The 17,984-nt window shown below is 32.6% G+C and carries 15 protein-coding genes; 10 read left to right on the top strand and 5 right to left on the bottom strand.

Annotation, left to right across the window (positions count from 1 at the left end; genetic code table 11):
* Nucleotides 1-289 precede the first annotated feature (289 nt).
* The 7 genes from LQ189_RS14315 to LQ189_RS14285 all read left to right on the top strand — a co-directional run bounded on the left by LQ189_RS14315 (nt 290) and on the right by LQ189_RS14285 (nt 9,784).
* Nucleotides 290-1,060 (top strand): DUF3108 domain-containing protein, encoded by a 771-nt coding sequence (locus LQ189_RS14315; protein WP_086453970.1) that lies wholly within the window; start codon nt 290-292, stop codon nt 1,058-1,060.
* Entirely contained in the window at nt 1,060-1,995 is a 936-nt protein-coding gene (locus LQ189_RS14310; protein ID WP_230158064.1) for a tryptophan 2,3-dioxygenase family protein, read from the top strand. The genes LQ189_RS14315 and LQ189_RS14310 overlap by 1 nt, the downstream gene beginning before the upstream one ends.
* Nucleotides 1,996-2,015: 20 nt before the next feature.
* Nucleotides 2,016-3,236 carry a peptidoglycan DD-metalloendopeptidase family protein gene (locus LQ189_RS14305; protein WP_230158063.1) on the top strand — a complete coding sequence of 407 codons (1,221 nt, stop codon included), beginning with the start codon at nt 2,016-2,018 and terminating at the stop codon, nt 3,234-3,236.
* A 158-nt stretch (nt 3,237-3,394) separates the two neighbouring features.
* Nucleotides 3,395-5,038: a glucose-6-phosphate isomerase gene (pgi, locus tag LQ189_RS14300; protein WP_230158062.1), complete on the top strand. Its 1,644-nt coding sequence runs from the start codon at nt 3,395-3,397 to the stop codon at nt 5,036-5,038.
* Between the two features lie 345 nt (nt 5,039-5,383).
* Nucleotides 5,384-8,647, top strand: coding sequence for a carboxypeptidase regulatory-like domain-containing protein (locus tag LQ189_RS14295; RefSeq protein ID WP_230158061.1), 3,264 nt, complete (start codon nt 5,384-5,386; stop codon nt 8,645-8,647).
* Between the two features lie 93 nt (nt 8,648-8,740).
* Entirely contained in the window at nt 8,741-9,175 is a 435-nt protein-coding gene (locus tag LQ189_RS14290; RefSeq protein ID WP_230158052.1) for a hypothetical protein, read from the top strand.
* 81 nt (nt 9,176-9,256) lie between these two features.
* A complete protein-coding gene (locus LQ189_RS14285) occupies nt 9,257-9,784 on the top strand; it encodes a septal ring lytic transglycosylase RlpA family protein (protein WP_230158050.1) in 528 nt (175 codons plus the stop codon).
* On the opposite strand, the gene LQ189_RS14280 is transcribed toward LQ189_RS14285, so the two are convergent.
* Complete coding sequence (locus LQ189_RS14280) at nt 9,785-10,252, bottom strand: CYTH domain-containing protein (protein ID WP_230158048.1); 468 nt, start codon at nt 10,250-10,252, stop codon at nt 9,785-9,787. It lies immediately after the preceding gene.
* Nucleotides 10,253-10,432: 180 nt separating this feature from the next.
* On the opposite strand from LQ189_RS14280, the gene LQ189_RS14275 reads away from it, so the two are divergent.
* From LQ189_RS14275 to LQ189_RS14265, 3 genes are all read left to right on the top strand, one after another.
* Nucleotides 10,433-12,535, top strand: coding sequence for a site-specific recombinase (locus LQ189_RS14275; protein WP_230158046.1), 2,103 nt, complete (start codon nt 10,433-10,435; stop codon nt 12,533-12,535).
* A 24-nt stretch (nt 12,536-12,559) separates the two neighbouring features.
* Nucleotides 12,560-13,642, top strand: coding sequence for a DNA polymerase IV (gene dinB, locus LQ189_RS14270; protein ID WP_230158044.1), 1,083 nt, complete (start codon nt 12,560-12,562; stop codon nt 13,640-13,642).
* A 92-nt stretch (nt 13,643-13,734) separates the two neighbouring features.
* On the top strand, nt 13,735-14,250 hold the full coding sequence (locus LQ189_RS14265) for a PAS domain-containing protein (RefSeq protein WP_230158036.1): 516 nt from the start codon (nt 13,735-13,737) through the stop codon (nt 14,248-14,250).
* 50 nt (nt 14,251-14,300) lie between these two features.
* Here the strand turns inward: LQ189_RS14265 and LQ189_RS14260 are convergent, their stop codons facing one another.
* From LQ189_RS14260 to rnc, 4 genes are all read right to left on the bottom strand, one after another.
* Nucleotides 14,301-15,071 carry a Bax inhibitor-1/YccA family protein gene (locus tag LQ189_RS14260; RefSeq protein WP_230158035.1) on the bottom strand — a complete coding sequence of 257 codons (771 nt, stop codon included), beginning with the start codon at nt 15,069-15,071 and terminating at the stop codon, nt 14,301-14,303.
* A gap of 130 nt (nt 15,072-15,201) precedes the next feature.
* Nucleotides 15,202-16,632 carry a pyruvate kinase gene (gene pyk / locus LQ189_RS14255; protein ID WP_086454981.1) on the bottom strand — a complete coding sequence of 477 codons (1,431 nt, stop codon included), beginning with the start codon at nt 16,630-16,632 and terminating at the stop codon, nt 15,202-15,204.
* 5 nt (nt 16,633-16,637) lie between these two features.
* Nucleotides 16,638-17,129, bottom strand: coding sequence for an IPExxxVDY family protein (locus tag LQ189_RS14250; protein ID WP_230158034.1), 492 nt, complete (start codon nt 17,127-17,129; stop codon nt 16,638-16,640).
* A 114-nt stretch (nt 17,130-17,243) separates the two neighbouring features.
* A complete protein-coding gene (gene rnc / locus LQ189_RS14245; protein ID WP_086455434.1) occupies nt 17,244-17,984 on the bottom strand; it encodes a ribonuclease III in 741 nt (246 codons plus the stop codon).

Here is a 17,984-nt window from a genome sequence, read left to right as displayed (position 1 = left end):
AGTTAATTATTTTTACATATTGTGAAAAAATAACCATTCAACGACCTATTTTTTATTAAATGTTGTGTTAAACTTTATTTTTTGTAAATATAACTGGATTTGTTAGCTACCTTTGCACTCGCAAAAAGGGAAGGGGTGGTTTCCTTCCTGATTTCATATAAATTTCATAGTTTATAGTTTTTTGGTTAGTTAATAGCATAAAAACTCAGTCATTATTTGACTGAGTTTTTTTGTTTTAATATATTTGGAATAAAAATTGTAATACAGGTATAAATTTATAAACTAAGAAATGAAAAAATTACTTGTACTCTGTATCATTGGTATCACCTTTGGTTTTTCCTCACCCCAAGAGGATGCCTACGCAGTAGGAGAGTTTTTTAAATTCAGAATTCACTACGGCATTGTTAATGCGGGTTATGCTACTCTTGAAGTAAAAGATGCTAATCTAAACAATAAAAAAACGTTTCATATTGTTGGGAAAGGCTACACTACAGGTATGTCACGATTTTTCTTTAAAGTAGATGATTTATACGAAAGCTATATTGATAAAGAAACAAGAAATCCCTATCAGTTTGTGAGAAAAATTGACGAAGGAGGATACACAAAAAATCAAGAAGGTTTTTTCAATCAATCCTCAAATAAAGTAGTTGTAAAAGATTACAAACATAAAACAGAAAAGGCACTTTACATTCCGAAAAATACTCAGGATATATTATCAACATTTTACTACCTTAGGAATCATCCTAATATTGATAAGTTAAATGTTGGTGAATCTATAGCTGTAGACATGTTTTTTGATGATGAAACCACAAAATTCAAGCTTAAATTTATAGGTCGTGAAAATATATCCACTAAATTTGGCGTTGTTTCCACTATGATATTTCGTCCATTAGTACAATCAGGACGTGTGTTTAAGGAGCAAGAAAGTGTTACGGTCTGGATATCAGACGACAACAATAAAGTGCCATTACGCATAAAAGCTAGTTTAGCTGTAGGATCTATAAAAGCAGATCTAGATGCTTATAAAGGGTTAAAAAGCCCATTTAAATTAAAAAAATAATGAGTAATACAGAGGTTTCTGAAACTATTTTAAAAGAAATTGAGCAAAAATATCAGGCTATTAATCAAAAAGTAGAAACCCAACTTGAAGGTTTGCTTTGGTCTAAACCTATAACCTATTGGGATTATATTCAAACAGATGCTTTGCTGGGCCTGCAAACACAGCGCACCACCCTTCCTGATGAAATGGTATTTATCATGTACCACCAAGTCAATGAATTAATCTTTAAAATGATTCTTTGGGAAATCAAGCAAATTGCATATCACCCGGCAATTGAGGCTGAATTTTTTACTGAAAGAGTCATGAGAATTAGCAGGTATTTTGACATGCTTACAACTTCTTTTAGCATTATGGGTGACGGTATGGAGGTGGATCAATACATGAAATTTAGAAATACATTAACTCCTGCCAGTGGTTTTCAAAGTGCGCAATATAGATTAATTGAGTTTTCATCTACTGATTTAATTAACCTTATTGACAATAGATTTAGAGGATCAATAGATAGAGATACGCCTTATGAGCATGCACTAGAACATTTGTATTGGCAAGCAGCAGGCAAGGATTATTACACGGGCAAAAAAACCTATTTGCTAGATGAATTCGAAAAGAAATACAAGAAAGAATTTCTGGCCTACATGGAGGAATACAATACGATTAATATTTGGCAAAAATTCAAACAGTTGCCAGAGTTAGATCAGCAAAATCCAGAGTTGATCAAAGCTATGAGACACTATGATTATACGGTTAATATAACCTGGGTGATGCAGCATTTAAACACGGCTAAGAAATATATTGATCAAAGTGGTCAAGGAGATGGTGAAGCAACTGGCGGAAGCGACTGGAAGAAATACATGCATCCTAAATACCAAAAGAGAATTTTTTTCCCAGAATTATGGAGCAGTCAAGAATTAGAGAACTGGGGAGTTGAGGTGTAAGTTGAACGTAAACACATAATTTGAAAAAAATATTCACAATAATTGCTGTACTAATATTAATAGTGTCATGCAAACAAGAGGAACTTAAAGTTGATAGCGCTAAGGATAAAGTCAAACCTAAAAAAAGTGAGTTTGGTTTTGTTTATGCTGATTTTAATGTGGTACAAGATACCATAGGTAATGGCGATACCTTTGGCACGCTGCTGGAGAGTCAAAATATTGGTAATCGACAAGTTTATGATATTATAGCAAAAGTTAAAGATAGTTTTAATGTCAAAACAATTCGGCTAAACAAGCCTTATACCATTCTTAGATCTAAAAATAAAACTAATGATCTTCAGGTTTTTATTTATCAACCTGATAATTTGAGTTATTATGTTGTAGATTTTAGAGATACTGCAATTGCGGTGTATAAAAAAGTAAAACCTATAACTATTAAAAGACGAACAATAGGTGGCGTCTTGAAAGAATCTTTATCAGAAACGTTAGGGAATGCTAAAATAGAAGGTGCTTTGGCTAGTAAAATCACTAAGATTTATGCGTACTCTATAGATTTTATGAAATTGAAAAAAGGGGATCGTTTTGCATTAACATTTACGGAAAGGTATATCAATGATTCTGTTTATGATGGAGTGGAGGAACTTGAGGCTTCTTTTTTTGAATACAAAGGAAAGTTTATTTATGCATTTCCTTTTGCACAAAATCCAGAATCAGGTAAAGTAGATTATTATGACGAACAGGGTAAGACATTAAAAAATTTCTTTCTCAAATCTCCAATAAAGTTTAGTAGAATATCTTCTCGTTTTTCATCGAGTAGATTTCATCCCGTTCAGCATCGCTGGAAAGCACATAAAGGTACGGACTATGCTGCGCCAAGGGGAACACCTATTACAACTACAGCAGGAGGAGTGGTTGAGCAAAGTGGTTATTCTGCTGGAAACGGAAACTTTGTAAAAGTCAAACACAATGGAACGTTTTCTACTCAGTACTTACATATGTCTAAAATTCTTGTGAGACGCGGACAAAGAGTTACTCAAGGACAAGTTATTGGCTTAGTTGGTAGCACTGGTCTTGCAACTGGTCCTCACGTATGTTATCGTTTTTGGAAAAATGGTGTTCAAGTGGATGCTTTAAGACTTAAATTGCCAACTGGCGAGCCCATGACTGGTGCAAATAAAAATAGGTTCTTACAACAAATAACTCCTTTGAAACAAGAACTGGATAGTATTGCAAATTTATAAGCAAACAGTACTTTATTTTAATAGTAGATAGAGAGTATCTGCTTTTAAAAATGAAAATACTTTACACTTCTATTTGTGAAACAATCGGGTTTTTAATCATTAAACTAATTTGAGTATTTTTACCCAAATTACATTACAACTAAAAAAATACATTTTAAATGGCTTTAGATACAATTAATCCAACAAATTCTAATTCTTGGAAAAAACTGGAATTGCACTTTCAAACTATGCAAAAGGCAACAATTCAAGATTTTTTCGAGTCAGATCCAACAAGAACTACAAAACTTAACATTCAATGGAATGATTTTTTAATAGATTACTCAAAAAATATTATTGATGAGGAAACAGTTCGGTTGTTAGTTGAATTAGCAAATGAAGTTGGACTTAAAGCTGCTATTGCTGATTATTTTGGTGGTACACTGATTAATAAAACCGAGAGTAGAGCCGTGCTTCATACTGCTTTACGTGCTGTTGAATCTGCAGTGGTCAATGTAGATGGTGTAAATGTAATGCCTGAAGTATATGAGGTAAAAAATAAAATAAAAGGATTTACAAACGAAGTTGTTTCTGGTATACGAACTGGTTTTACAGGAAAACCTTTTACAGATATCGTAAATATAGGAATAGGAGGATCAGATTTGGGACCAGCAATGGTAGTCGAGGCGCTTCAGTTTTATAAAAACCATCTTAACGTTCATTTTGTTTCAAACGTGGATGGTGATCACGTTCAAGAGATCCTAAAAAAATTAAATCCTGAGACAACGCTTTTTGTGATTGTTTCAAAAACATTTACCACGCAGGAAACTCTAACGAATTCAGAAACGATTAAAGATTGGTTTCTAAAATTAGCAAAACAAGAAGATGTTGCCAAGCATTTTGTTGCAGTTTCAACTAACCTTGAGAAAGTAACTTCTTTTGGTATAGATGCCAATAACGTTTTTCCAATGTGGGATTGGGTTGGCGGTCGTTTCTCTTTGTGGAGTGCAGTAGGTCTTACTATCAGCTTATCAATAGGGTATGATAATTTTAACAGTTTGTTGAAAGGCGCTAATGAAATGGACGAGCATTTTAAGACAGCTGATTTTGATAAAAACATGCCAATTATATTGGCGATGTTGAGCGTTTGGTATAATAATTTCTTTGGTGCTGAAAGTGAAGCTTTAATTCCTTACACCCAGTACTTGCAAAAATTTGCACCTTACTTGCAGCAGGGTACCATGGAAAGTAATGGTAAAAGTGTTGGTCGAGATGGAAAGCTGGTTAATTATCAAACAGGTACAATTATTTGGGGTGAACCAGGCACTAATGCGCAACATGCTTTTTTTCAGTTGATACATCAAGGGACAAAATTAATTCCAGCTGATTTCATAGGATTTGTTACTCCTTTATATGGAGATGCCAATCATCATGATAAGTTAATGTCCAATTTCTTTGCACAGACAGAAGCGCTGATGCATGGTAAATCAGCAACACAAGTTCAAAAAGAATTTGATTTTCAAGGAATACCAGCTGAGAAAGCAGCATTTCTATTGCCTTATAAAATTTTCTCAGGTAACAAACCTACAAATACAATTTTGATTCAAAAATTAACTCCGCATACTTTGGGTTCATTGATAGCTTTATATGAACACAAGATTTTTGTTCAAGGTGTTGTTTGGAACATATTTAGTTTTGATCAATGGGGTGTTGAACTCGGTAAGCAATTGGCAAATTCTATTTTAGCGGAGATTACCACAAAAGAGATTCAGAGTCACGATAGTTCTACCGCTTTTTTATTGAATCATTTTTTAAAAAGTAAATAATCTAACTAACCTTTAGCGAAATTAATAATTTTCAAAAAACGTTAAATCTTATCTATATCAATCGTATTTCTAATGCGTTGAATAGTAAGTTTTAACGTTTTTTTTATTTTAAAAAAAATTAAAAGAATGTGTGTAAATATTTCTATTTCTAAAAGATGGTTTTTTTTGATGAATAATTATAAATTTAGCATAATTGTTCGGTTTAATTTGTAATTTATCCTTTTTTTATTGAATTTGTTGATTTTTATTAATTTCTTATTTTGGCAAGTAAGGATTCTTAACATTGTGTTAACTTACTTAACTAAATTTGTTATAATTTTGCCAAATATTAATAAACTAATCAATATGAAAAAATTATTAAAAGCGTTTTTTGTGTTATCCGTTTTGTTGTTTACAGCAGCAAACAGTTATGCACAAGGTAACACTAATTCTTCTATTAGTGGTAGTGTATATGATAAGGATAAGTTAACCCTACCGGGAGCTTCAATTCTTGCGGTACATACACCATCTGGTACTCGCTATTCAGCATCTACAGATTACACGGGTAATTTTAGAATCTCAAACATGAGAGTTGGTGGTCCGTACAAAATTACAATTTCATTTGTAGGTTTCGCTAACTTTGAAGACAGTGATGTTTACTTGCAGTTAGGAGAAAACAAAACTTTTAAAATTAATTTAGCTGAAGAGTCAAATCAATTAAAAGAAGTTATTGTAAGAGCTTCAAGAGATAATACTTTTAATTCTCAAAGAACAGGTGCACAAACGGTTATTAACTCTGATAAGATTAAAGCATTGCCATCTTTGTCAAGAAATATTTCTGACTTTGCTAGGTTGACGCCACAAGCGCAATTAAGAGGAGATGACGTTTTATCTATTGGTGGACAAAACAACAGATTCAATGCAATTTATATTGATGGAGCTGTTAGTAATGACGTTTTTGGTTTAGCTGCAAATGGTACTAATGGTGGTCAAACTGGAGTAAGTCCAATTTCTGTTGATGCTATTGAGCAATTTCAAGTGAGTGTTGCTCCTTATGATGTTAAATTATCAGGATTTGCTGGTGGTGCTATTAGTGCGATTACACGTTCTGGAACAAATAACTTTGAAGGATCTGCTTATTTCTTTAACCGTGATGAGTCCATTTCTGGAAAAACACCTCCTTCATTAGCGGGTACAGGCGGAAGACAAAAGCTAGGTGATTTCTCTGCTTTAACTTATGGAGTTCGTGCAGGTGGTGCAGTAATTAAAGATAAATTGTTTTACTTTATCAACTATGAAAGACAAGACAATGAAACTCCTCAGCCATTTGAGTTGTCTACTTATACAGGTTTGTCAGGAGCTAGATTAGGAGAGTTAAGAACCAAATTAGCTACTTATGGTTATGATCCAGGAAATTTCAATAATAATGTTCGTACTTTGGTTAGTGATAAGTTGATTGGAAAGATTGACTGGAATATCAATGATGATCACAAGTTGTCATTTAAACATAGTTATGTAAAGGCGAATCAGTATTCACCAAATCGTTCATCTGCTACAACGATAAGTTTTGATAACGGAAGTCAATTGTTCAATTCTGTTACTAATTCAAGTTCATTTGAATTAAATTCTAGATTTGGAAACAAGTTTTCTAATAACTTAGTAGTAGCGTATACTAACGTTGCTGACGATAGAGACGCCGCTGGAAATCCATTTCCATCTGTTCAAATTAATGATGGACCAAACAGAAATATTTTCTTTGGAGCAGAGGGTTTTTCAACTGCCAATTTATTAGATCAAAAGACATTGACTATTACAGATAATTTTGAAATTAATACAGGTATCAGTAAAATTACATTAGGTACTCATAATGAGTTTTCTCAATCAAAGAATGTATTTTTTGGTAACAACTTTGGATCATACAGATTTTCAACTTTAGATGATTTTTTATTAGACAGAAGACCAAATAGATTTCAATTAAATTATTCATTAATTGGTGGTGACGGTGACGAATCTTTAGGAGCTGCTGAATTTGGAACTAAACAATTCGGTTTCTATGCCCAAAACGAAATGAGATTATCTGATAATTTCAAATTATCTTATGGAGTAAGAGTTGATATCCCAGTTTGGGAAGATGGTTTAGGTAATGCTGACTTTAATAATAGAACAATACCGTTATTGCAAGCAGCTGGTAAAAATTTACAAGGTGCAGTTGTAGGTGAGCGTATCAATACAACAGCTCATATTGCTCCACGTCTTGGTTTTAACTATGATTTAAATGGTAAAAAATCTACTCAAATTCGTGGTGGTGCAGGTATCTTTACTTCAAGATTACCTCTAGTTTGGCCAGGTGGAACTTACAATAATAATGGTGTTACTCAAGGTGCTATATCTATTGAAAACACGCAAACGCAACCAAGACCTGCACCGGTATTTAATCCTAACCCTACAGTAGCTGCTCAAATTGCTGGTACTCCTACGTCTAACCCAAGACCTGGTACAGGAGGTAGAGGTGGTAACGTAGATTTATTTGCTAAAGATTTTAAATTACCGCAAGTATTCAAAGCAAGTTTTGCTGTAGATCAAAAATTACCTTTAGGTTTTGTTGTTACATCTGAAATTACATATAATGATAACATCAGTGCTGTTACCTACGAAAACTTAAATATTAGAGCTGCGTCTAGTAATTTAACAGGAGTTGACCAAAGACCTCGTTATAATGGAAGTTTGAATAGAGTTGATAATTCTTATTTAGGTATTTATTTAGGATCTAATACAAGTGAAGGTAAAGCATATAACATGTCTTTTACTTTAGCAAAAAATTTCAAATCTGATTTTATTGATGGTAATATCTCAGGTACATATTCTTACGGAAAATCTACTGTTATAATGGATGCTACATCATCTCAAAATAGTTCTCAGTGGAATAATACTGAAACAGTAAATGGTGCAAACTCATTGACATTGTCAAGATCTGATTTTGATCCAGGAAGAAGAATTGTATCTAATGGTAGTGCTACCTTAAAATGGAATAAGTTTACAAAAACAAGACTTAGTTTCTTCTATGAAGGTGCACAAGGAACTCCTATTAGTTATGTGTATTTTGACAATGGTCGTTTATTGCAAGATACTTTTTCTAACTCTGCATTAATTTACATACCTGCAAAGCAATCTGATATTGTTTTAGTTAGCACAACTGCAAACCCTTTAACGCCGCAGCAACAGTGGGAAGCTTTAAGTGCTTTTATTGAAGGAAATGAATATTTACGTGAGAGAAAAGGTCAATACGCAGAGCGTAATGGAGATCGTCTAAAAACGAGTCATGTAGTTGATTTCAAGTTTGCACAAGAGTTTACATTTAATGTAGGTAAAAAGAAACATACGATAGAATTAACAGCTGATATTTTTAACTTTACGAATTTATTGAATAAAAATTGGGGTAAAAGATACTTTGCAGCAAATGATCAGGTTCAATTGTTAACTCAAGTTGGATTTGGAACAGGTGCAAATGTAAATACACCAACATTTAACTATAATCCTGCTACAGGTAATTTAATTAACCAAGTTGATGACGTTGGTTTAAACTCATCAAGATGGCAAATGCAAACTGGTGTTCGTTACACGTTTAACTAGTTTACTTTTAAATAAATCAACCCTCATTTCTTATGAAATGGGGGTTTTTTTATGTCTTTTTTTATTATATTTGTTAAAACAAAAACAAAATTTATGTACAATTTTATTCAAAAATTTCATTCTGGTTGGGCGTATCTGGCACTTTTAATTCTAGTTGTTGCAGTTGTAAACGCTGCAATAGGATTCTTTTCTAAAAAAGAATTTACTGCAAAAGATCGTAAAATATCCTTATTTGCTTTAATTGCAATTCACATTCAATTACTAGTAGGTATTATTTTGTATTTCGTTTCGTCAAATGGAATACAAATGATAAAAGCAGTTGGAATGGGTGGCCTTACAACAGAAAGTAGATTATTAGCATTGGAGCACCCTTTGATCAATATTATTGCCATTGTTCTTATTACAATAGGTTGGTCTAAACATAAAAAATTAGTTTCAAGCGAGTCTAAATTTAAAACATTTTCTATTTTTTACGGTATTGGTTTACTTCTTATTTTAAGTAGAATACCATGGAAATTATGGTTGTAAAAACCTGTAAAAGCTCTAGAAATAGAGCTTTTTTTATCTAGGTATGGTTTTTGCAATTTTTGTTCAACTAATATACATTACATGAAAAAATCAATTACGCTATTTATATTTTTAGCAATAGTAAGTATTGCTGTCTGTCAAACTGCTGTTGTTTCTAAACAAAATGCAGCAGGTTCAAAAAGTGTTGCTGTTAAGACAGCAGCTAATAAGGGAATTACTGAAAAGGATACCATAAAAAAAGATAAGGTCATCACTGACGTACAAGAAAAAAAAGCAGATTCTTTAATTGCTATTTTGGGAACTTTTAAGGTATATAAAAAGGAGGCGCATGCTTCTTATTATGCTGATAAGTTTAATGGTAAGAAAACTTCTAGTGGTAGACGATTTGATAATGCTAAGCTTACTGCAGCTCATAAAAAATTACCTTTTGGCACTAAGGTTAGAGTAACCAATGAAAAAAACGGAAAATCTGTAATTGTTGAAGTTATAGACCGTGGTCCCTTTGTTAGATCACGAGAAATTGATTTAACCAAACGTGCTTTTATGGAAATCGCTTCTAATAAAGGTAGTGGTGGAATGCTTGTTACACTTGAAGTATTAAACAATTAATTACCATTCCTTAAAAGGTAAGATACTTAAGTTAGAGTTATAGTAGCGTTGTTCTCCTGTGACTTCATCTCCAAGCCAATTGGGTTTGTCAAATTTTTCGTTCTCAGAACTCAATTCGATTTCTGCAATGATAAGCCCTTCATTATCTCCATGAAATTCATCTACTTCATACGTGTGATTGCCGTATTTTATTTCATGTCGTGTTTTTTCGATAGCTCCTTTTTCACATAATTTAAATAATTCTACAGCTTCATTTAAAGGGATTTCTTTTTCCCATTCATATCTCGAAGTTCCAGATTCGTTAGAAATTCCTTTTATGGTAAGATATCCTTTTTCATTTTTCATTCTTACTCGTACCGTACGTTCAGGATTTGAACTTAAATATCCTTGAGATACAATGCTTTTCGTGTGAATTTCTTCTTTGAAGGATTGATTTTTTACAATAAATTTTCTTTCAATTTCAATCATAGCATTTTTGTTATTAGCAATTCAAATGTATCGTTTTTTATTTGAACTTCTTATTCTCGATATAGAATTGTACTTTTCTTTATTTCTAAATTAGTTTTTATCGGATGTGGTATTGATTTTTGTTATCAAAGAAATCCTCATTCTATTTTTTGAATTGTAAATTTACATAAATTCTTATTCATGAAATTTTTTTCAAAAACTAAAGGTAAGCCAACGTTCGAAACCACTTTCAGAAATTTTTTTGATAATGCCTCTAGCGGTTTTATTTCTAATGTTTCTTATGAACTCTTGGTGGGTTTGGTAAGTATCCTAAGGCCTTCAAGAAAAGACGTAAACAAAACAGTTGATTTGCAGGAATTGATTTCTTTTTTAGAACAAAATCAATCTCTTTGTGAACAATTCTCCTTGTATTTGAAATTAGTTTTAAAGGATTTAAAGTTCAATTCGGTACTTTCGGACGCAGCCATATTGCAAGATGTAGATTTTATTTTCGAATTAAAGAAACGTATTGTAGCTAAGTTTCTACCCTTTCAACCAGAAAAAGACAGTTTAGAGTTTGTCTTGAACCAAATATTTTATTTGCCAACAGATGGAGATTGGATTAGTACTATTCCGATCATTCAGTTAGAGTATTTATTCAATTTATTAGAATTAGAAACTATTTATGACTCAGGACCCGCTAATTTTGCCTTGTCTGAGGTGATGATGTCCATGCATGTCATAACCCAGCGGGTTAGCGGTCGTGCCATGGAAAGGGAAGTGATCAAGATGGTTCCTGAATATGAGCAATTACAAAGTCCTTTTTCTGCTTTTGAAAAAGAATTATTTTTGATTGAGGATCGAATATTAGAATTAAAAGAACATTTTATCACTCCTGATGATTTGTCTTATCAACAACTTTTAGTCTTGCATAAACAATGTTTGGATTTTGTCAATAAGGCGTTTCACAATAGTAGTAAGTTTGGGATATCGTTGCGGGTGAACCAAAATTTATTAAAAATAAAACAACAGTTAGAGCGTTTAGAATTTCTAATTTCCTTGATAGTTGTTTCGGATGTAAATGGAACTACAACAAACACAATACGACTTGGTATACAATTAATTCAGTTTAACTGTTATAAGAGTAATATCCGAAAATTTATTGCCGAGAGTACACAGCTTTTATCGTATGAAATCACTCAGCATACGGCTAAAACAGGTGAGCACTACATAACCGAAACCCGAAAAGAATATTTTAAGATGTTGCGGACTGCAATAGGAGGTGGTTTTATAGTAGGAATATTGTGTTTGATTAAAATTGCGCTTTCAAAAGTAGAAACTAGTCTTTTTGGTCATGCTTTTTTGTATAGTATGAATTATGCATTTGGATTTATCTTAATTTACGTTTTGGGATTTACATTAGCCACAAAGCAACCGGCAATGACAGCATCAGCATTAATAAAGGCTTTAGAGGATGGTGCTTCCAAAAAAGGAAAAGAAATAGAAAAATATACAGCTTTTTCCATTTTATTTGCTCGTGTTTTTCGTTCTCAATTTATAGCCTTTGTTGGAAACGTTCTTATGGCGTTTCCGGTTTCGTTATTTGGTATTTGGATCATAGATTATTATTTTAATTATAATATTGCTGGATCAAAATGGGAAAACTTAGTTCAAGATTTAAGTCCAATACATTCTTTAGCGATCCTGCATGCCGCTATAGCGGGTGTTTTCTTATTTTTATCGGGTATTATTACAGGTAGTGTTGCAAATAGGGACAAGCACAATCAGGTTTATTATAGAATTGCTGAGAATCCTTTTTTGAAACGTAATTTAGGGATCAAGAAGACTTTGGCATTATCAAAATTATATGAAAAACGCTGGGCTGGTATTATTTCAAATTTTTGGTTTGGTATTTTCATGGGTAGCACAGCTTCATTTGGTTTGTTTGTAGGGTTGAATTTAGATATTAGACACATTACCTTTGCTAGTGGGAATCTTGCTTTAGCGTTATATGGATCTAACTATCAAGTAAGTCAAAATATGCTATTTTGGGGTGTTTTTGGTATTGGAATTATAGGATTAATCAATTTCCTGGTCAGTTTTAGTCTTTCTTTAGGTCTTGCTTTTCGTTCTAGAGGAATGTCTTGGTTTGAATTGAGGCATATAGCAAACTCTATATGGAGGCATTTTAAAACTAAACCTTTGAGTTTCTTTTTCCCAACGGAGAGTAAAAATAAAACAGCCGTTATTGAAAACTATTTACAAATAGATAATGACAAGGATAATAGTCATAAAAAAGTTTAAGTAATTGAATAATCCACAACTTAGATGCAAGAAGAAGTGTCAAATAGAAAAATTATCCATGTAGATATGGATGCTTTTTATGCATCTGTAGAACAAATGGATAATCCTGCCTTAAGAGGAAAACCTATTGCTGTTGGTGGTTCTGAGGTGCGTGGTGTTGTATCCGCAGCAAGCTATGAAGCTAGGAAGTTTGGCGTTAAAAGTGCTATGAGTGGTATTGTAGCTAAGAAAAACTGTCCTGATCTTATATTTGTTAAACCACGTTTTGATCGGTACAAAGAGATTTCAAAACAAATCCAGAAAATCTTTTACGATTATACAGATCTTGTTGAGCCATTATCCCTAGATGAAGCCTACCTTGATGTAACCCAAAACAAAAAGGGAAATCCGAGTGCAACCTTATTAGCGCAAGAAATTAGAGCCCGAATTTATAATGAAGTAGGACTTACCGCTTCTGCAGGGATATCAATTAATAAATTTGTTGCAAAAGTTGCTAGTGATTATAACAAACCAAATGGCCAAAAAACAGTTAATCCTTATGAAGTAATTTCTTTTCTTGAGGCTTTACCTATTAGGAAATTTTATGGAGTTGGTAAGGTTACTACTGAGAAAATGTATCAACTAGGTATCTTTACTGGACTAGAGCTAAGAGACAAATCAGTAGCCTTTTTAGAAAAACATTTTGGTAAAATGGGTAGCTACTATCATGATGTAGTTAGAGGAATACATAATAGCACTGTAAAAAGTTCCCGAATAGCAAAGTCCGTGGCAGCAGAGCATACCTTTGATATCAATCTATCATCAGAAATTTTTATGATAGAAAAACTAGAAATGATTGCATCCTCATTAGAAAAAAGATTGAAAAGACACAACGTTTCTGGTAAAACGGTGACTTTAAAAATAAAGTACAGTGATTTTACACAACAAACAAGAAGCAAAACGTTACCTTATTTTATATCTGATAAATCTCTTATTTTAGAAATTGTTAAAGAGTTATTGTATCAAGAACGGCTTAAAGATTCGGTACGGCTATTGGGGATTTCAATCAATAACTTAAACACTGATGAGAAAAAGTTTGTTGTTGTTCAATTAAAATTTGAATTCTAGCCTCTTATTTGTAGTTGAACAATGGTTAAAGTTGGTAAAATAATATTTTTTTATTATAAATAAATATACTTTTGACCAATAATGTAAACACCATGAGTAATTTATCACAATACGACGCCGCATTTTCAAGATTTTACAACTGCATGCGAATCAAAACTTTGCCGCTGTATTCTTTTGATTTCCATCATGAATATACTAAGGTGCTGCAAAATACCTTTATAGATACCGCTAGAATAAAAGATTTAGCTACACGTAATAAATGGAAAGATACAAACTGGGATTTGCAATCTATTTTAAGGGATGATGTTGTTATTGTTACCGATGCTAATCTCAAAATTGTTTTTGCTTCACATAATCTTGTAAAAATGAATGGTTATGTTGAGGAGGAAGTCCTTGGTCAAAGCCCAAAAATGTTTCAAGGTGAAGTTACTAATAAAATTACATCAAGTAAAATTAAGAAAGCGATAGAGGCTAAAGAACCTTTTGAGAACGTAGTAATGAATTATAAAAAAAATGGGGAAGTATATGCCTGTTTAATTAAAGGATATCCCTTATTTAATAGCAAAGGAGAGTTAAGCCATTACATAGCCTTTGAAAGAGCAGCATAAAAAAAACCTTTCCAAGATAAAATGGAAAGGTTTTTTGTGGGAATTTTTATTTAGTCTCTACTGTTCAATTTACTGAGCAATCTAAGAAATTCAATATAGAGCCATACTAGGGTTACCATTAAACCCATTGCGCCGTACCATTCCATGTACTTTGGCATTCTCTCTTGAACTCCTTTTTCAATTCTATCAAAATCTAAAAATAAATTTAAGGCAGCTATTACTATTACAAATACGCTAATTCCTATACTAATCCAAGAATTACCATGGTGTACAGGAACAAAGCTAGTAAACATTGACAGTAACCAAGAAATTAAATAGTACGTTCCTATAGCTAGTGTTGCAGCAATAACTACAGATTTGAATTGTTCATTAACTTGTACAATTTTGTACTTATACAGACCCAGGCAAATCATAAATGTTACAAAAGTAGCACCAACAGCCTGAAGCACAATGCCAGGATACAAAGCTTCAAAAATTGCGGATACTGCACCAATAAATAAACCCTCAAAAATGGCATAACCAGGAGCAAGATAGGGAGAGTATTGAGGTTTGAAAGCGGCTATAAGCACAAGTACTAAGCCTACTACGGCTCCACCAATAGCTGGAACAAGTGGATTCATTCCGTTAAAAGTAAGCCACCAGATTACCGTAGCCGATCCGATTAGAATCATAAACAATAGTAAGCTCTTGTTTATTGTGCCAGAAATGGTCATTTCATCATTGTAGTCAATGATTGTTGCTTGATTTATCTCTTCACTTTTTGAAACAGCAGTTGAAAATCTTTTACTATTTAAAAACGGATTATTTGAATTCAAACTCATAATTTTTGTGTTTTATTTACCTTCAAATATAATTGTATTTCCTGTAAATTCATACTTATGATTTCGGTTTTTTAGCAAAAAAAACCATCCACATAAGATATGGGATGGTTTAGCTAGGCTGTAATTAGTGTTATTCTATTTCAGATACTCTCAGGGTGTTTACCATTCCTTTATCTTTGATAGGCATTGCTGCTAGATTGATAAGGAAATCTCCTTTTTGAACAAAGCCTTTTTGTTTCACAATCTCGTTTACATCTGTTACCGTATCATCGGTACTTACATCTTTAGTGTACATGAATGATTTTACACCCCACAATAAATTAAGCTGAGTAAGGATTCTTTCATTCGATGTAAAAACTAAAATGTGTGCATTAGGTCTCCAAGCCGAAATTTGAAAAGCAGTATAACCACTATTTGTCAACGTACAAATAGCTTTTGCTTTAATCACATTAGCCATGGTAGCAGCATGATGGCAAATAGTTTTTGTAATAAAACGTTTTGTTTTAATTTGAGGGGTATTTTGTGGAACTTGAATTAGCGGAGAATCTTCAACTGCTTCAATAATTTGAGTCATTTTTTGAATAACTTGAACAGGGTAGTTACCCGTTGCTGTTTCCCCAGAGAGCATTACCGCATCTGCGCCGTCCATTACAGAGTTTGCAACATCATTTACTTCTGCACGCGTAGGAGTCAAGCTAGTAATCATAGTCTCCATCATTTGGGTAGCTACAATTACTGGAATTCGAGCTGTTTTTGCTCTACGGATTAATTCTTTTTGAACTAAAGGTACTTCGTGAGCTGGTAATTCTACTCCTAAATCTCCACGAGCTACCATAAGTGCATCACAATAGGCTACAATTTTATCAATATTCTCTAGTGCTTCAGGCATTTCGATTTTTGCAACAATAGGAATTTTATAATCAGAGTGCTCTGCTATTAATTCTTGTAGATCTTGTAAATCTCGTGGTGTTTTTACAAACGATAATGCAATCCAATCTACATTTTGTCCGATGGCAAAAATAGCATCTTCAATATCTTTCTCAGTCATAGCTGGAAGAGAGATTTTTGTATTAGGTAAGTTTACCCCTTTTTTAGATTTAAGTTCCCCACCTTGTATAACTTTTGCAACTACTTCAGATATTTTGTCAGTCTCAACAATTTCAAAAATAAGTTTTCCATCATCAAGTAATATTCTTTCTCCAGGATTTACATCATTTGGAAAGTTTTTATACTTCATAAATACTTTTTTAGCCGTACCCAAGATGTCTTCGGCTGTAGTAAAAGTAATTAAGTCACCGTCATGAACAACTACGCCTTCTTCCATAACACCTACGCGCAATTTAGGACCTTGCAAATCACCAAGGATTGCTGTTGTATATCCAAACTCTTTGTTTAACCCGCGAATAATATTTATTTTTTGCTTTACATCTTCGTAGTCTGCATGCGAAAAATTTACTCGAAACACATTGACTCCTGCATCAATCATGTCCTTGATGGTTTCTCTTGTACTACATGCTGGCCCTAGTGTAGCTACAATTTTAGTTTTTTTGTTTGTAAGCATTTGTATTAAAAAATTAAATTGTTTTTAGATTTTATTTTAGTTGTCTCTACGCTGTACACCGCAGAAACGTTATTTATGGTATTTAATAGTGTTTTTATTTCGTTTAAATTCAAGGTGTCATCTGTATTTTCAATTTTAAAAAAGTAGTCTACTTTTTTAAACTCAGGTAATAAAAATACTTTTGTAGCTACATCCATCTTGATATCAGAAAATAAATTTTGAGAAAATTCTTTTTGTTTCTCTTGTAGCACTTCATTCTTATTTTGGATTAAATCCCAAGAAATTTCATTTTCAGGACCTTCATAGAAAAATCTTGAAAAATTTGTTTCTCCCTCTTTAATCTTAATTTGAATTTCATTGCTACATTTACTCAAATTGATTGGTAATTTTTGATTGATAAAATAAGCCAATCGATAATCTTCTAATGAGGTATGTATAGCAATAAGATGATAGTCTATTGCATCAAATTCACCTAAATTAAGTTTAAGATTTGCCATTTCATCAAAAAATAAGATGTAAATATAGCATTTCTATTGAAGTGTATAGTCTTCTAAATAAGATGTTTTTGTTAATTTATGAACGAAAACGATATAGTTTTATAGAAAATTGTATTATTTTCTGTCCATTTTTTCTTGAAATGCAAAATAAGCGCGTTGGGATGCTTTTTCTTCTGCTTTCTTTTTAGAGGTAGCCCTTGCTTTTGCAATGACTTTGTCGTCAATACTAAGTTTAACACCAAAAAAGCGTTGACCATCAATAGAGTTGTCATCAAAAATATCGTAATGAAATATTTTTTTCTCTTTTTGGCACCATTCAATTACTAAACTTTTATAACTGATAACTTTTCCTTCTAAGCGAGCAATATCTACATAAGGAGTGATTACTCTGTTTCTAATGAATTTTTCACAAAACTCGTAGCCTCTATCTAGGTAAATGGCACCTACTAGAGATTCAAAAATATTGCCATGAATATTTTCTCCAAAATGTTGAACAGGAACTTTACTTTCAATAAATTGAATTAAATTTAAGTCTTTGCCAAGCTCGTTTAAATGTTCCCTACTTACTATTTTAGATCGCATTTTGGTAAGGTATCCTTCGTCACCTGCTGGTGCTTCATTAAATAAATGAGCAGCAATAACCGCGCTTAACATAGCGTCTCCTAAAAATTCTAAGCGTTCATAATTGATGGGATTGCCAGATAAATCAAGTCTATTAGATGATCTATGAGTGAAAGCTTTGGTGTAAAATTCTAGATTTAAGGGAGGAAATCCTAGGATTTTCTGGATAGAATCAAAAAAAATCCCGTCAGTAGCCGAACGGGATTTTTTAAATATTTTTCTAATTATATTCAT

Source organism: Flavobacterium sp. CECT 9288 (assembly GCF_918731615.1).
In the GTDB taxonomy this organism is placed as follows: domain Bacteria; phylum Bacteroidota; class Bacteroidia; order Flavobacteriales; family Flavobacteriaceae; genus Flavobacterium.
The sequence above is the reverse complement of the archived record's forward strand: the minus strand, read 5'-3'. Positions and strand labels throughout refer to the sequence as shown.

Coding starts and splice junctions, on each gene's coding strand:
- LQ189_RS14280 (WP_230158048.1), bottom strand. CDS start 10,252: ATGATTGAAATTGAAAGAAAATTTATTGTAAAAAATCAATCCTTCAAA.
- LQ189_RS14290 (WP_230158052.1), top strand. CDS start 8,741: ATGTACAATTTTATTCAAAAATTTCATTCTGGTTGGGCGTATCTGGCA.
- LQ189_RS14310 (WP_230158064.1), top strand. CDS start 1,060: ATGAGTAATACAGAGGTTTCTGAAACTATTTTAAAAGAAATTGAGCAA.
- LQ189_RS14260 (WP_230158035.1), bottom strand. CDS start 15,071: ATGAGTTTGAATTCAAATAATCCGTTTTTAAATAGTAAAAGATTTTCA.
- LQ189_RS14265 (WP_230158036.1), top strand. CDS start 13,735: ATGAGTAATTTATCACAATACGACGCCGCATTTTCAAGATTTTACAAC.
- LQ189_RS14315 (WP_086453970.1), top strand. CDS start 290: ATGAAAAAATTACTTGTACTCTGTATCATTGGTATCACCTTTGGTTTT.
- rnc (WP_086455434.1), bottom strand. CDS start 17,984: ATGAATATAATTAGAAAAATATTTAAAAAATCCCGTTCGGCTACTGAC.
- dinB (WP_230158044.1), top strand. CDS start 12,560: ATGCAAGAAGAAGTGTCAAATAGAAAAATTATCCATGTAGATATGGAT.
- pyk (WP_086454981.1), bottom strand. CDS start 16,632: ATGCTTACAAACAAAAAAACTAAAATTGTAGCTACACTAGGGCCAGCA.
- LQ189_RS14250 (WP_230158034.1), bottom strand. CDS start 17,129: ATGGCAAATCTTAAACTTAATTTAGGTGAATTTGATGCAATAGACTAT.
- LQ189_RS14295 (WP_230158061.1), top strand. CDS start 5,384: ATGAAAAAATTATTAAAAGCGTTTTTTGTGTTATCCGTTTTGTTGTTT.
- LQ189_RS14275 (WP_230158046.1), top strand. CDS start 10,433: ATGAAATTTTTTTCAAAAACTAAAGGTAAGCCAACGTTCGAAACCACT.
- pgi (WP_230158062.1), top strand. CDS start 3,395: ATGGCTTTAGATACAATTAATCCAACAAATTCTAATTCTTGGAAAAAA.
- LQ189_RS14285 (WP_230158050.1), top strand. CDS start 9,257: ATGAAAAAATCAATTACGCTATTTATATTTTTAGCAATAGTAAGTATT.